The following is a 14343-nucleotide window of genomic DNA, read 5'->3' as shown; positions in this document are numbered from 1 at the left end:
ACGCGCTGAAGCCGAGCGCCTGCCGGCGCGCGGCCCGGACATCCTCCGTCATGCTCCAGGGATACCGCCACCGCGTGCCGTAGTCGCTGCAGTCGCGCCTCGTTCGCCACCGTCGGTTCCGCGCGCCGCTCTGCCGCCACTCGCCGATGCGCCGCCGCGGCCGGCGCCGGCGCCTGCTCGCCTGTCCGAACAGCCAGATGCGCGGCAGGCTCGCCACACGCACGAGCCCGCCGCCGCTACTACGAGTAGAGCGATACCAGCCATCTTGCGAGCAACTCCATGCTCAGAGAATCGCAGCAGTACAATTGCCACGCAATCGCGGCGCTCTCGATCCAGGGGGCGACTCACTCTTCCAGCTGCTCGAAGCAATACAGCCGCCGCTTGCTCGCGCAGCTCGCCGCCTTTGCCGCGCCCTCGTCGACCCAGCGCGAGTCGGTCGCGGTCGTCCTGCCGACGCGCCCCTTCGCCGTCGGCGTCGACCCGGCGTCCGTCCAGCTCGCGCAGTGCTCGGTCGCCGCGGTCAGGTTCGCGTTCATGCCCGTCCACACCGCGAACTGGCCGAGCGGCGTCCCCCATTCGTCGACGGCGATCGGCGCCGCCAGCGTGCCCTGGAACAGCTCGTACATCGACCCCGCGACATCCGCCCCGTCGACGCGCGCATACCCGGCCTGCGAATCGTCGATGTGTTGCCACACCGCCGTCGTCGGCGTCGCTAGCCACGCGCGCCACACCCCGCCGAGGCCGGCCGCGTCGGCGCGCTCCTGGCATTTCGCCGCCGCGCCCTCGATCCCGCCGAGGTCGCCGGTGTACGTCGCGCTGGTCACGAACACCCGCCGCGGCACCGTGCAGTCGGCGTTGCACAGATCGCCGTCGAGGGTATTCCCATCGTCACACGCCTCCTCGTCGAGCCACAGCACCCCGTCGCCGCACGCGGCGAATTGGCACGACTGGGTGCATTCGAGCCAGTTGCCGCCGTAGGGGCCCCAGTCGCACTCTTCGCCGGCCTGCGCGATCCCGTCGCCGCACACGGGCAGACGGCAGCGAGCGGTACACCCGTCGAAGTCGTCGTCGTCGGCGTCGTCGCACTCCTCGAGCGGATCGAGCACCCCGTCGCCGCAATCCGGCAGCGTGCAGTCGCTGGCGCACGCGCCCTCCGGTCCGTTGTTCTCGCCCTCGTCGCACGCCTCGGCCCCGATCCACAAGTAACCGTCGCCGCAATAAGCCATCTGGCACGCCGGGGTGCAGGCGCCCAGTTCCTCGTTGTTCGGGCCGACGTCGCAAGCCTCGCCGACCCCCCAGCTCGCCAGCCCGTCGCCGCAGCTCGGGCTCGTACACCATTCGGTACACTCGTCTAACCAGTCGCCGTCCTTGCCGTCGTCGCACTGCTCGCCCGCGTCGACCTCCCCGTTGCCGCAGGTCTCCAGCGTACAGTCGGCGACGCAGCCGTCGCCGTCGAGGGTGTTGCCGTCGTCGCACGCCTCGCCCTCGCCGACGTACCCGTCGCCGCACACGTTGAACTTGCACTCCCCGCTGCAGGCCGAGCCCGTCCCGTTCTCCGGCCCGTAGTCGCACGCCTCCGCGCCGCTGCCCGCGTCGTGCAGCCGTCCGTCGCCGCACGCCGCCGGCTCGCAGCTCAGCGTGCAGTCGCCGTTCTCGGCGTTGTCCTCGCCGTCGTCGCAGCCCTCGCCGTTGTCGGGCTGGACGACCCCGTCGCCGCACGCCGCCGCCACACACGCCGACGTACACGCGTCGGTGTCGTCGTCGTCGCCGTCGTCGCAGACCTCCGGGGCCTGCACCACCCCGTCGCCGCAGGACGCCGCCACGCACTCGTTGCTGCAGGCGTCGTCGTCGACCTCGTTGGCGTCGTCGCAGCCCTCCATCGGCCCGACCATGCCGTCGCCGCACACGTTGAACGTGCAATCGAGCTTGCACGCGGCCTCGTCGCCGTTGCCCGCCCCGTCGTCGCACGCCTCCTCCGGCCCGACGTCGCCGTCGCCGCAGACATTGAGCATACAGCTCGCCAGGCAGCGCGCCCCCGGCCCGTTGTCGATGTCGTCATCGCATTGCTCGCCGGGCTGCAGCGCCCCGTCGCCGCACACGCCCGGGGCCGCCGGCACCTCGACGTGGACCGTGATCTCGACGGCGGAGTCGCAGGCCGGGCCCAGCAGCAGCGTGGCCAGCGCGAGCGAGGAAATGGTGAGAGGAGGAGGGACGATCTTCAATGACATGTTCTCGTGGCTCCGATCGCGGCACGCGATCGAACAGGGCCATCCCGCCGCGGACGCACGCGGCGCGACGACCGGACCGGACAATCGACAGCGTCGACGATCCAACCGCCGCTCCGCGGAATCATTCCTCGCCGCGCGTCGCCCCGCGCGAGCCACGTTCATCCATACCGAGCGGCCCCGTGCTCGCCCCGCAAGCCGCAGTCGCCGCGGACACTTCTCGCCGCGGGCCCGCGAAATGCAAGCAGCGCCGCGGCCCGCCTCCACGTCGAATTCGCGCCGTCGATCTCTCCCTCGCCCCAAGATCGCCCCGCGATCGCCCGCGCCGACGCACGAGCGCCGCGCTCCGCTCGCAGGCCGACGTCCGCCCCCGCAGGCCCGCGCGACTCAGAAGCGCACGCCGACAAACGCGCGCGCGCGGAACAGCAGCCACGGCGCCGGCACCGACACGTCGAACGCCGGCTCGACGCCGAGGAGCAGCCGCCGCTGCTTGCCGAGCGCGCCCTGCAGACCGACGCCGACCTCGGCGACGAACATCCGCGCGAGGCTCGTCTGCGGCGTCCCGACCAGCAGGTCCAGGCCCAGGCGCACGAGCCCGTAGGCGAACACGCGCTCGTTGCTGGCGCCGATCCGCAGCTCCGGCCCGAAGCGCAGGAAGTTGAGCGTCTTGCCGGCCCAGTTGTTCTCGTACGGGTTGACCCACAGCATGTGCTCGAAGAAGCCGCCGAACGCGATCGCCAGCCGCTTGCGCATCGTCCAGTAGCGGCCCGCGCCGAGCCCCCAGCCCCACATCTGGAAGCCCGGCGAGCGCACGTCGAGGGCGAACAGCGCCGGCGACACGTGCAGATACACCCCGGTCGCGCGCAGCCCCTGCGCCTGCACGCGGAACGGGTCGACGTAGGTGGCGACCGGCGACACGCCGTCGCCCGCGGCCGCCGGCGCGCCGACCAGCGCCGCGCACAGGCAGGCCGCGGCGGGCAGCAGGGCGAGCGGGCGGCGTCGGGGCTTCACGCGCAGTTCTTGGCACGGATCGCCGCCTGCCGCCGCGCCGCGGCCCTCGCCGCGGTCCGACGCGCGGCCGGGCAGCGCGCCCGCCGGCGCCGACCTGGCCCTCCGCGCCGGACCCGCACCGGCGGACAGCCGTCCCCGAGCCCGTTGGCCGCACTCCACGACATGTCCCTTGAGACATGCCCGAACCGGCATGTCTCTTCAGACATGCGCAGCTACAGCGGGACCTTCGAGATCCGGTCGCGGTGCAGGTGGCCGAGGTAGAGCGCCCCGTCGCGCTCGTGGACGCTCGTCACCTGGTGGACCGTCGCGCCCGAGGGGTCGTGCAGGCTCTGCAGCACCTTGCCGTCCTCGTCGATCTCGATCGCCAGCCCGTACGGCTCCGGCTTCGGCCACAGCGCGCGCGGCAGGTTGGCGACCATCCGCTTGAGCAGCGGCCGCGGGGCCAGGAAGTCGCCGGCCGCGTTGCGCACCGTGAACATCGCCACCCAGAACGTCCCGCGGCCGCTCTGGGCCACCCCGTCGGGGAAGCCCGGCAGCCCCTCGATCAGCACGTCGGTCGTGCCCGCCTTGGGCCCTTGAGCCAGTGGCGGGAGATCCGGTAGCGGTAGGTCTCGTTGACGGCGAGGAACGACTCGTCGCCGCTCAGGGCCACGCCGTTGGCGAAGTACAGGTCCTTGGCCAGCACCGTCGACGTCTTGGTCTGCGGGTCGTACTTGATCAGGCGCCCGTGCGGCCGGCCCTCGAGCAGGTCGAGCATGTGATCGCCGAAGCCGAACTTGTCGCTCGCGTCGGTGAAGTAGATCGTCCCGTCGCTCGCGACCGCGACGTCGTCCGTGAAGCCGAGGCGCACCCCGTCGACGGTGTCGACCAGCGTCGACACCTCGCCCGCGGGGCTCACCGAGAGCAGGCCCTTCTTGGCGTCGGCGACGATCAGCGCGCCCGACGGCGCGAAGTCGAGGCCCAGCGGCCGGCCGCCGGTGTTCGCGAACACCTCGAGCGCGTCGCCGTCGAGCCGCAGCACCTCGCCCGCGTTCGTCCCGCCGTACACCCGGCCCTGCGCGTCGGTCTCCACGTCCTCGGGCCCGTCGATCTTGCCCGCCGCCAGGATCGTGGCCCCCGCCATGCGCTCGTTCGGCGCCAGCGGCCCCGTCATCGCCGGCACCGGCGGCGGGTCCCACGCCACCGGGTCGATCGGCGCCGGCGCCAGCGCCAGGTACCCCGCGAACAGTCCGAGCCCCAGGACCAGCAACAACACCAGGCGCAGCAGCAGCTTCATGGAGATCGCCATCGTAGGTCATCTTCGCCGGCCCCGCGACGCGCGTCGACGCACGTGGCCCGCAGGTGCGAGTCCCGACGCCGCCGCTCCTGCCCCGCCCCCCGCGTCGTAGGCTCAGGCTCGAGGCGACGAGCTCCGCCGCCCCATGCTCGCCGGCATGTCCCTCTTCCTCCGCGTGGAGGCCCTCTCGCCATGAAGATCGAGCACTTCTACGACGCGCGCACCAACACCCTGTCGTACCTCGTCTACGACGAGGCCACGCGCGACGCCCTCGTCATCGACCCCGTCCTCGACTACGAGCTCGTCGGCTCCAAGGTGTTCGAGGAGTCGGTCGCCAGGATCGCCGCCCGGATCCGCGCCCTCGATCTGCGCCTCGGCCTGCTGCTCGAGACGCACGCCCACGCCGATCATCTGTCGGGCTCGCAGGCGCTGAAGCGCCGCTTCCCCGGCGTCCCGGTCGCCATCGGCGCCGCCATCACCGAGGTCCAGACCGTCTTCCGCGACATCTACGACCTCGGCCCCGAGTTCCGCGTCGACGGCAGCCAGTTCGATCGCCTGCACCACGACGGCGAGCGCTTCGACGTCGGCGCCCTCCACATCGAGGCGATCGCCACGCCCGGCCACACCCCCGCCTGCATGAGCTACCGGATCGGCGACGCCGTGTTCGTCGGCGACGCCATGTTCATGCCCGACTACGGCGCCGGCCGCTGCGACTTCCCGGCCGGCAGCGCCCGCGCCCTGTGGCGCTCGATCACCCGCCGCCTCTACACCCTGCCCGACGACACCCGCATGTTCGTCTGCCACGACTATCAACCCGGCGGCCGCCCGCTGGCCTGGCAGACCACCGTCGGCGAGCAGAAGGCCGACAACGTCCAGCTGCCCGCCGGCCGCGAGGAGGACGACTTCGTCGCCTTCCGCACCGCCCGCGACGCCACCCTCGACGCCCCCAAGCTGCTCTACCCCAGCGTCCAGGTCAACATCGACGGCGGCCGCCTGCCCGCCCCCGCCCCCAACGGCCGCAGCTACCTCAAGATCCCGCTCGACATCCGCGAGTCGTGAGGCCGGTCGGGCATGTCTCCCAGGACATGCCCGATCGACCATGCGCATTGAGACATGCTCCACGCGACATGTCCATCGCGCCAGCCCCACGCGCGCTCCGCCGGCCGCGAACGCCTCGCTCGTCGCGCGCAGCTCGGTCAGTCGCACCTCGCCCGCGCCGGCCTCGGCCTCGCCCCGCGCAGCTCGGCCAGGCGCGCGCGAGGTCTCGCGTCCGCCGCTCGCCTCGCCCGCGCCGGCCTCGGCCTCGCTTCGCGCAGCTCGGCCAGACGCGCGCGACGTCTCGCGTCTGCCGCTCGCCTCGCCCGCGCCGGCCTCGGCCTCGCCCCGCGCAGCTCGGCCAGTCGCGCGCGACGTCTCGCGTCCGCCGCTCGCTCGCCCGCCTCGGCCTCGACTCGCGCAGCTCGGCCAGACGCGCCCTGCGTGTCGCCCCACCTCTCGCGTCAGCCGCTCGCTTCGTCCGGCCCGGCGAACTGCTCGCCCCACGCGAGCCGCGGCTCCGTCGCGGCCTCGGCAGTCGCCGCGCGCAGCTCGGCCATGCGGGCCAGCGCCTCCGCGCGCGAGTGGCCGAGGAAGCGCAGGAACGCGTGCGTCACCATCCCCGTGCGGTGCAGCCCGGCCGAGCAGTGGACGTAGATCTTCGCCCCTGAAGCCAGCAGCTCGCGCAGCTCGGCGAAGCAGGCCCGCACCTCCTCGCTGCGCGCCGCCCCCGGCGGCTCGGCGGAGACCAGCGGCAGGCGCAGCTGCACCCCGCTCGCGGCCACGCCCGCCTCGTGATCGGCCAGGAGGCTCAGCACGTGCGTGCAGCCGGTCTCGGCCAGCGCCTGTCGCAGGTCGCGTCCGGGTTTGTGACCGATGGCGAGGTGGCCGCCCGCGAGCGGCCGCCAGGTCAGGCGATAGCTGCCCATGCGCCGCCCAGCGTAGCAAGCCCCGGCCCGCCCCGCCTCGCCCGCGAGGGGCCCGGCCGCGCGCGCCATCGCCCTGGCGCCTCGCCTACCATGCCGGCATGAAGCGCCGCGCCTCCACGCTCGCCCTGTTCGTCTCGCTCGCCGCCGGCTGTTCGGTCAACTCTTTGCTGAACCAGATGGACGCCGAGTCCGACAAGTCGATCGACCTCGCGTGCGACTGCACCAACGTGTTCCCCGACCGCGCCGCCTGCGAGGCGCAGTTCGCCTCCTTCATCAGCCCGTTCGACCGCGAGTGCCTCGAGGACGCCCTCGCCCTCGACAAGAAGGCCTCCAAGAAGTCCCTCGAGTGCATCGTCGACCAGATGAAGGAGTACAACGACTGCCTCGAGGAGATGCTCGACTGCAACGACGGCAATTCGTGGCAGGGCTGCCAGGACATCATCTCCACCAACGAGTGCCCGCAGCTCCCGGCCGAGGTCCAGACCGCCCTGAAGCCCTGCGGCACGAACGACGATTGAGCCCCGCTGGCGGCCGCGCTCACGACATGGCCTTTAAGACATATCGAAGTGCGCCCCGTTGTCGTTCAGCCGGCTGGACCGAAGAACACCAGGCCGTCGAGCGCTGGCCAACCGAGCGCGTAGAGCCTGAGCCCGACGCGACCGACGCCGAGGCGTGGAGCTTTCGAGCGATTCTTCGGACATGCCCTGAGAGCCATCCACCACGATGGACCGCCGACCTCCTGCGGACGCGGTGTCACCCCTCTCGCTAGCCAGGCCGAGGTTGCAGCGCGCTCCGGCGAACACGCCGCCCTGGCGACGACGCCCGATCCCCTGAACGATGATTCGAACCTGTCCTTGAAGACATCCATCACCCTCGGCCGTCCAGCGGATGAGGTCCAGCCTTTGGCAGGCCCGGGCCGGTCCGCAGCTCTGTCCGGGTTCGTGGTAACCTGCAGCAGTGGAGCGCTCGGCGTGCTGGCTGCTCGCGTGCATCGCCCTCGTGGCCTGCCCCGGCGCTCCGCGCTCGACACCCGCGCAGTCGCAGCGACAGGCGCTCGTGACCTGCGACGCTGGCTCTACACTCGCCCCGTGGGAGGGTTCTGACAACCCGGCGCTGACCTTGCGGCACGCGATCGCGCGCGACGACGGCATCGAGCCGCACTGCCGCCTCGAGCTGACGACCGGGGCGCTGGACGGACCTGTCGCGCGTGCCGGAGTCTCGCGCACCCTCGAGCTCGCACACGCGGGGCGACGCGTGCTCCTCCGCGGCGAGGTCTGGAGCGCGCACGAAGCTCGCATCCAGGCCGGGCGCCTGCGCCTCCGCGCCGACGGCACCCCGGCTCGCGCTGCTGAAGTCGACCTCACCGACGGACCCGCGCGCGCCTGGCACCCCTTCGCGCTGTGCCTCGACGTCCCCGCCGACGCGCGAGGCCTGACGCTCTCCCTCGCCCAGTCGGCCCACGCCGAGACGCGCTTGCGGGCCCTCGAGATCGAGGTCGTCGACATGGAGCCGTCTCCGACGCCCGACGCCTCGCCGGTCCCCATCGAGCCGCTCGTCGCCCTCGCCCGCGCCTTCGGCCACCTGCGCTACTTCTACCCGGCGCAAGCCGCCGACCACGAATGGCACGCGATCGCGGCCGCCGGCGTCGCAGCTGTCCGCGCCGCCGAAGCTCACGACCTCGCCGACGCTCTGGCCACCTGGGCGCGCACGATCGGACCCGACATCGCCTTCACGCGAAGCGCCGACCTCACGCCGCCGGCGCCCGATCCGTCCGGCCCAGGCTGGCGGCATCACGGCGTCGCCGGCGAGAACACCCTGTACCGCAGCGAGTTCGTGGCTGGCCCCCACGCGCCCGATCGCCTCGTCGCCGACATCGGCGCCGGCCTGCGGATCGACTACCCGCGGGCCCATGCCGATCAGTCGGCGCCGACCTCGGTCCCACCGCTCGTCGGCGATCCCTGCGCCGCGCTCGCGCGCCCGCGCGACCATCGGCTCGCCACCGTCATCGAGGCGTGGAGCCTGCTCGAGTACTTCTACCCGTACCGCGACGACATGCGCACCGACTGGGCCCACGCCCTTGGCACCGCCTTGCCCGCGGCCGCCGACGCCGGCGACGAGCTCGCGTTGCTCCCCGTGCTGCGGCGCATGCTCGCCGAGTTGCGCGACGGCCACGTCCGCCTTACGCACCCCGCCCAGACGACCTGCGTCCTGCCGCTCGAGTGGCGGTGGATCGAGGACCGCGTCGTGCTCACCGAGCTGCGCGGCGCGTCCTCGGCCCTGCGCGTCGGCGACGTCGTCGCTGCGATCGGCGGCGTCGCCGTCGGCACGCGCATCCGCGACGCGCAGGCTCAGGTCTCCGCCGCCACTCCCGCCCACCGCCGCGAGCTGGCGCTACGCTTGCTGCGTCACGAGCCCTCCGCCTCCGTCACCGAGCTGACGCTGCACGACGGCCGGACAGTCTCCGTCGCCTGCGTCGCGGAGGCTCCGCCTGTCCCATCGGACAGCTCGTTCCGCGAGCTCGGCGACGGCGTCCTGGCCCTCCGGCTCGGCCAGCTCGACGCGAATTCGCTGCGCGCCGCCTTGCCCCGCGTCACCGCCGCGGCCGGCCTCGTCGTCGACCTGCGCCCCGCCGCCGCGCTCTGGACCCTGCTCCCCCACCTCGTCCGCGCGCCGGTGGACGCCCACGGCTATGCGACCTGGGACACCTTTTCCCCGGTCCGGGCGGACGCGCCCTCGGCCCCGTGCAGCGGAGCACCATCACGCCGCGACCTCCGCTGCTCGCCGCGCCGATCGCCTTCGTCGTCGACGAGCGGGCCATCAGCGCCGCCGAGACCACCCTCGCGTACGTGCACGAGCACCACCTCGGGCCGATCTTCGGGGCGACCACGGCCGGCACCACCTGCGACATCAACGAGACGTTCATCGCCGGCTTCTCCCTGCGGTGGACCGGCTGCGTGGCGCTGCGCCGCGACGGCGGCGTCTTTCACGGCACCGGCGTCCCGCCGACGCACCCCGTCGCCCCGACTGTCGCCGGCATCCGCGGCGGCATCGACGAGCCGCTCGAGGCCGCCGCGGCGTGGGTGCGAGCCGAGCTCGCCCGCCGCTCCGCGTCGCCGCCGTAAAAAAAACGCCGCCCGCAGGCAGCGCTTCACGGGGCCGCGACCGCGCGGCCTTGCGCCGTCACACGCCGGCGAACAGGCGCGCGCCGAAGCTGTCGGACAGGCGCGCGTCGTTGAAGATCTTCCGCGCCGCCGCGCCGACATCGTACTCGACGCGCTTGAACTCGAACTTGCCGCGGCCCGAGTCGTAGATCGTGTAGCTCGCGCGGGGGTCGTGGTCGCGGGGTTGGCCGACCGAGCCGACCGAGACGATGTAGCGGAACTCGGGGTGGATCTCGAATTCCTTCGTCACCACCTCGTACACGCGCTCGCGACCGATGGCGAACGACTTACACAGGTGCGAGTGGCCGATGAACGTGATCTGGCCGAGGCTGTCCCAGATCGGGATGCACGTGGCCGCCTGCTCGACGCTGAAGATGTACTCGAACTCTTCGAGGTCGACCGGCGAGCCGTGGCAGAAGTGGGTCGCGCCGTCGCGTTCGAAGTAGTTGAGCTTGCGCAGCCAGTTCATGTTCTCGGACGTCAGCTGGCGGGAGTGCCAGTCGAGCGCCTCGCGGGCCGCGTCGTAGTAGTAGCTGTAGTCCATGCGGCCGGCGACCGCCGCGTCGTGGTTGCCGAGGATCGTGTAGCGGGTGACGCGCTTGACGATGTCGCAGCAGTCGTTGGGCTGCGCGCCGTAGCCGACGGTGTCGCCGAGGCACACGAGCGCGTCGATCTTCTCGCGTTCGAATGCGCGGAGGACCGCCTCGAGGGCGTCCAGGTTGGCGTGCACATCACTGAAGATCCCGTAGCGCATCAGTCCCCGACTTCCACTTCGACTTCGTCGATCTCGTCGTCCTCGGCGGCGTCGAGCTCCGGCGCGATCGCATCCGACGCCAGCCGAGAGAAACGGCGTGACGCCTCGGCCTCGTCGCCATCGACCTCGTCCCGCACGGCGCCCAGTGTAGCAAGCGCGCGCCGGGCCGCGGAGGATACCGAGGGGTCTCCGACCTCCAGCAAATTCTCGACCGCCACCCGGCCTGAGCCGCCCGGGCCCGCGCCCTCGGCCTTGATGAGCTCTGCCAGCGCGCGGGCGACCCGCGCCCCCACCACCTCTTTGCGGCCGATCGGGGCGCTCCGGAGCAGGTTGCACAGCGGCCCCACCACCCGGGGCCCCAGGTTGCCCAGCGCGCGGGCCGCATCGACCCACCCGGCGCTGGGTTCGTCGCCGAGCATCGCCACCAGCGGGCCCTCGGCTTTGCGTTCGCCGAGGTGGCCGAGCAGGATGGCCGCGGCCTGGCGCACATGGCGTTGGGGGCGCGGACGCAGGCCAGCAGCTCCGGCCCGACCCGCGAACCGAGCTCCGCCAGGGCCGGAAGCAGACTGGCGACGTCCGCTTCGGAGAGCTCCGGCAAGTTGCCGATCACCGCCCGGACGTCGCCGTCGCTGGGCGCGCCGCGGAGGCGGGCGGCCAGCTCGCGCAGGCGCGCCTGGGACCGCGCCTCCTGCACAGGCGAGGTCACCTCGGCCGCCGCCTTGATCTGCGGCTGGCTGGCGCGGCGGCCGGTCGTCACCTTGCCGAGCCCGAGCGCCTTCGACAGCTCGGGCGGCGGGGTCAAATCTTGTGCTGGCACAGGTCGAGGATCCCGCGCCAGGCGGCCTCGGCCTGGTCGGCGCTGAGGTCCTCACCGCGGGCGATCGAGGCCGTGCGGGCCGCGATGAGCTTCTGCACGAAGAAACCCGTGTCGCGGGCCTGGTCGGACCCGAGCCAGCGGCGCCAGAAGCGGGCCGGGGCCGGCAGCCCGAATTCGATCGCCGCCGCCAACACCGCCGAGCGGATCTTCTCGTACGTGTCGACGCTGAGCCCGTCGACCTCGAGCATGCGCGCCAGGTTCTCCTTGCGCGATCCCTGGTCGAGCCGCTCGAGCGCCAGCCAGGCCGCCCCGGCCGAGTCGCGGCAGGTCTCGGCCAGCGACTCCGGGATCGGCGTGCGCGCCGGCTCGAGCCGCTGGGCCGCGTTGCGCCCCGCCAGCAGCTCGCGGGCCGTGCGGTAGGCGTCGGGCGGGAACTCGCCGGTGCCGAGCTGCGCCTGCGCGCTCTCCAGGCACGACGCCGCGTTGCGCTGCAGCTCCGGCGCCACCAGCTCGCGCTGGTGCCCCGGCAGCGCCAGGCGGATCTTGAACTCGCGGGTCAGCTCCTTGAAGAGGTCGAGCGTCATCGGCTCGCCGACGTCGACCACCGCGTCGATCACCAGCGCCTCGCCCCCCGCGTCGGCGACCACGCGCACCCCCACCAGCGGGTAGCCGAGCCCGCGCAGGTGGATCGGTCGCACCTTGAGCGGCACCGTCGCCCACACGCGGGCCGTCGCCTCGTTGACGTTCGCCGTCACCTGCACCGCCCCGCCCTCGCGGCCCAGGCTGGCCAGCGCCGCCCGCTGCACGTCGCTGCCGAGGCGCAGCGGCGGGGCTGCCGGCGCCCGGCCCGGCCGATTGCTGCGCGGCGGCTCCTCTTGTTGGGGCCGCGGCCAGCCGGGCCCGCTGTCGCCCGGCCCCTCCAGGATCTGGCGCTTGGGCCAGGTCCCGGTCACCGCCGCGTCGCTGACCTGGCGGCTGTCCCCGCCCTCGAGCCCGCGACGCGCCGCCGCGTCGGCCGCCTCGACCTGGCGCCGCGACCACGTCCCGCTGCTGTCGGCCGCGCTCGCCTCGGCCGTCGGGCCCGGCAGCACCGCCCCCGGGCGCGGGGTCTCCGGCGCCGTCGGCGTGAGCGCCCGGGCCACCGCCGCCCGCAGCGCCGAGCGCTCGGGATCGGCGTCGGCCGTCCGGTGCGCCTCGTCGCGCCGACCTGTCCCCGCGGACATGGCCCCTGGGTCCTGTCGGTTCGGACCTGTCCCTTCGAGCACGGCCCCCGGCCGCCGCGTCCCGGACCCGTCCGTCGCTTCCAGCACCGCCCCGGGCCGCCGCGTCGACGGGCCGTCCGTCCCTTCGAGCACGGCCCCCGGCCGCCGCGTCGACGGGCCGTCCGTCCCTTCGAGCACCGCCCCCGGCCGCCGCGTCCCGGGCCCGTCCGTCCCTTCCAGCACGGCCCCCGGCCGCCGCGTCACGGGCCCATCCATCCCGTCGAGCGCAGCCCCGGGCCGTCGGGTCTCCGTCGCCTCGAGCACCGCCCCCGGCCGCCGCCCGTCCGTCCCCTCGAGCACCGCACCGGGCCGCCGCCCGTCCGTCCCCTCGAGCGCCGCCCCGGGCCGCCGCGTCGCCGGCCCGTCCGTCGCCTCGAGGCCCACGGTCGGCCGCCGCCCGGACTCGTCCGCTCCGCCCGGGCCCTCGAGCACCGCCGCAGGCCGCCGGGTCGCGTCGCCCGCCCCGTCCGCCCGCCGACCTGCCCCTCCGGACATGCCCGAAGCGTCCTGTCCGTTCGAACCTGTCCCTTCGAGCACCGCCCCCGGCCGCCGCGCCGGGTCGCCGGCTCCGTCTGCCCGCCGACCTGCCCCGCCGGACATGCCCGCAGCGTCCTGTCCGTTCGAACCTGTCCCTTCGAGCACCCCCGCCGGCCGCCGGACCGCGTCGCCCGCCGAGTCCGCCCGCCGACCTGTCCCTGCGGACAGGCCCGCGGCGTCCTGGCCGTTCGACCCTGCTCCTTCCGGCCGCCGCGCCGGCTCCTCGCGCTTGCCCGCCGCCTGGCCGCTCGCCTCGAACGAGCGCCGCGCCGCCGACACCAGGCTGCCTGACTCCTCGAGGCCGATGTCCTCGGCCGAGCGCCCGCGCCGGCGGCCCGGGAACGTGTCCTGCAGCGCCGACTCGGCCGCGGTCGCGTCGCGGCCGGACCGCGCCGGGCTCCGCGCCTCGGCGTCGCTCGGCCCCGAGCCCTCGCGCCCGCGGCCGAGGACCGCCTCGACCGGGCCCGAGCCCTCGCGCCGCCGCGCCGTCACGCCGTCGCTCGGCCCCGAGCTCTCGCGCCGCCGGCCGTCGCTCGCCGCCACCGGCCCCGAGCCCTCGCGCCGCCGCGTCCGCGCCGCGTCGCTCGGCCCCGAGCTCTCGCGCCGCCCGCCGTCGCCCGCGCCCTTGCCCCCGGGGACATGCCCCTTCGGACCTGCCTCTTCGGACCTGCCCGCCGGGACATGCCCCTTCGAACCTGCCTCTTCGGACCTGGCCCCCGGGCCAGGCACCGGCTCGTCATGGCCGCGCTCGCTGGCCCGCACGCCCGAGTCCTGGGACCGCGAGCCGAGCGCCGGGCCCGGCCACGGCGACAGCTCGAGCGCCGCCTCGCCGTCCTCTTCGGCCCACGGCGGCGGCACCGGCACGAACGCCACCGCCGGCTGCAGCAGCCACGGCGCCGCCAGCTCCGGCCGGGCCTGCAGCGCGGCCAGGTGGGCCTGCAGCGCCGGGATCAGATCTCCGCGCCTGTCGGCGCTCAGCACCAGAGTCGCGGCGCCGCGGTCCGGATCGACCTCGAGCCACGCCCCGCCGCCGGTCGCGGGGCGGCGGCAGCGCGAACACGCGCCCACCAGGGGTCCGCTGCCCCGCAGCGTCGTCACCAGCTCGGGCCGCGCCTGACGATCGAGCCAGCGCCACCTTCGGGCCGCCACCAGCGAGCCGCACGGGCACGCATAGAGGGCCTCCTCGGACCAGCTCCAGTCGCCTTGATTCGACACGCGCGCGACCATAGCGTCCGCCCGCGGACGGTGTAAAGCTGCCGCGCCGATGACCGACACGCCCCCGACCCCACCGGATGCGACCCCCGGACCTCCGGCCCCGACGCCGCCGCGCTCGACG

At 74.0% G+C, this 14343-nt stretch carries 10 protein-coding genes and 1 pseudogene; 3 read left to right on the top strand and 8 right to left on the bottom strand.

Annotated elements, in window-relative coordinates:
- Positions 1-344: 344 nt before the first annotated feature.
- From OV079_RS07685 to OV079_RS07670, 3 genes and pseudogenes are all read right to left on the bottom strand, one after another.
- Positions 345-2228 (bottom strand): DUF4215 domain-containing protein, encoded by a 1884-nt coding sequence (locus OV079_RS07685; protein ID WP_267767132.1) that lies wholly within the window; start codon positions 2226-2228, stop codon positions 345-347.
- Between the two features lie 384 nt (positions 2229-2612).
- Positions 2613-3236: a hypothetical protein gene (locus OV079_RS07680; RefSeq protein WP_267767131.1), complete on the bottom strand. Its 624-nt coding sequence runs from the start codon at positions 3234-3236 to the stop codon at positions 2613-2615.
- 212 nt (positions 3237-3448) lie between these two features.
- A pseudogene (locus OV079_RS07670) lies at positions 3449-4512 on the bottom strand (SMP-30/gluconolactonase/LRE family protein).
- 192 nt (positions 4513-4704) lie between these two features.
- Here OV079_RS07670 and OV079_RS07665 point away from each other — a divergent pair.
- On the top strand, positions 4705-5571 hold the full coding sequence (locus OV079_RS07665) for an MBL fold metallo-hydrolase (RefSeq protein WP_267767127.1): 867 nt from the start codon (positions 4705-4707) through the stop codon (positions 5569-5571).
- 440 nt (positions 5572-6011) lie between these two features.
- Here OV079_RS07665 and OV079_RS07660 read toward each other — a convergent pair whose 3' ends face one another.
- On the bottom strand, positions 6012-6476 hold the full coding sequence (locus OV079_RS07660) for a protein-tyrosine phosphatase family protein (protein WP_267767126.1): 465 nt from the start codon (positions 6474-6476) through the stop codon (positions 6012-6014).
- Between the two features lie 98 nt (positions 6477-6574).
- Here OV079_RS07660 and OV079_RS07655 point away from each other — a divergent pair, with 98 nt between their 5' ends.
- The gene (locus tag OV079_RS07655; protein ID WP_267767125.1) at positions 6575-6994 is read left to right on the top strand and encodes a hypothetical protein; all 420 of its coding nucleotides are present in this window, start codon (positions 6575-6577) and stop codon (positions 6992-6994) included.
- A gap of 349 nt (positions 6995-7343) precedes the next feature.
- Here the strand turns inward: OV079_RS07655 and OV079_RS55635 are convergent, their stop codons facing one another.
- Entirely contained in the window at positions 7344-8852 is a 1509-nt protein-coding gene (locus OV079_RS55635; RefSeq protein ID WP_267767124.1) for a hypothetical protein, read from the bottom strand.
- A 365-nt stretch (positions 8853-9217) separates the two neighbouring features.
- Here OV079_RS55635 and OV079_RS55630 point away from each other — a divergent pair, with 365 nt between their 5' ends.
- A complete protein-coding gene (locus tag OV079_RS55630) occupies positions 9218-9598 on the top strand; it encodes a S41 family peptidase (RefSeq protein ID WP_267767122.1) in 381 nt (126 codons plus the stop codon).
- A 58-nt stretch (positions 9599-9656) separates the two neighbouring features.
- On the opposite strand, the gene OV079_RS07640 is transcribed toward OV079_RS55630, so the two are convergent.
- The 3 genes from OV079_RS07640 to OV079_RS07630 all read right to left on the bottom strand — a co-directional run bounded on the left by OV079_RS07640 (position 9657) and on the right by OV079_RS07630 (position 14222).
- A complete protein-coding gene (locus tag OV079_RS07640; RefSeq protein ID WP_267767121.1) occupies positions 9657-10391 on the bottom strand; it encodes a metallophosphoesterase family protein in 735 nt (244 codons plus the stop codon).
- The gene (locus OV079_RS07635; protein WP_267767120.1) at positions 10391-10879 is read right to left on the bottom strand and encodes a HEAT repeat domain-containing protein; all 489 of its coding nucleotides are present in this window, start codon (positions 10877-10879) and stop codon (positions 10391-10393) included. Before OV079_RS07635 ends, OV079_RS07640 begins: the two co-directional genes overlap by 1 nt.
- 310 nt (positions 10880-11189) lie before the next feature.
- Positions 11190-14222 carry a hypothetical protein gene (locus OV079_RS07630; protein ID WP_267767119.1) on the bottom strand — a complete coding sequence of 1011 codons (3033 nt, stop codon included), beginning with the start codon at positions 14220-14222 and terminating at the stop codon, positions 11190-11192.
- Between the last annotated feature and the right edge of the window lie 121 nt (positions 14223-14343).

Source organism: Nannocystis pusilla (genome assembly GCF_026626665.1).
In the GTDB taxonomy this organism is placed as follows: domain Bacteria; phylum Myxococcota_A; class Polyangia; order Nannocystales; family Nannocystaceae; genus Nannocystis; species Nannocystis pusilla.
Note: the sequence above shows the minus strand (reverse complement) of the source record. Positions and strands in the feature narration are given on the sequence as shown.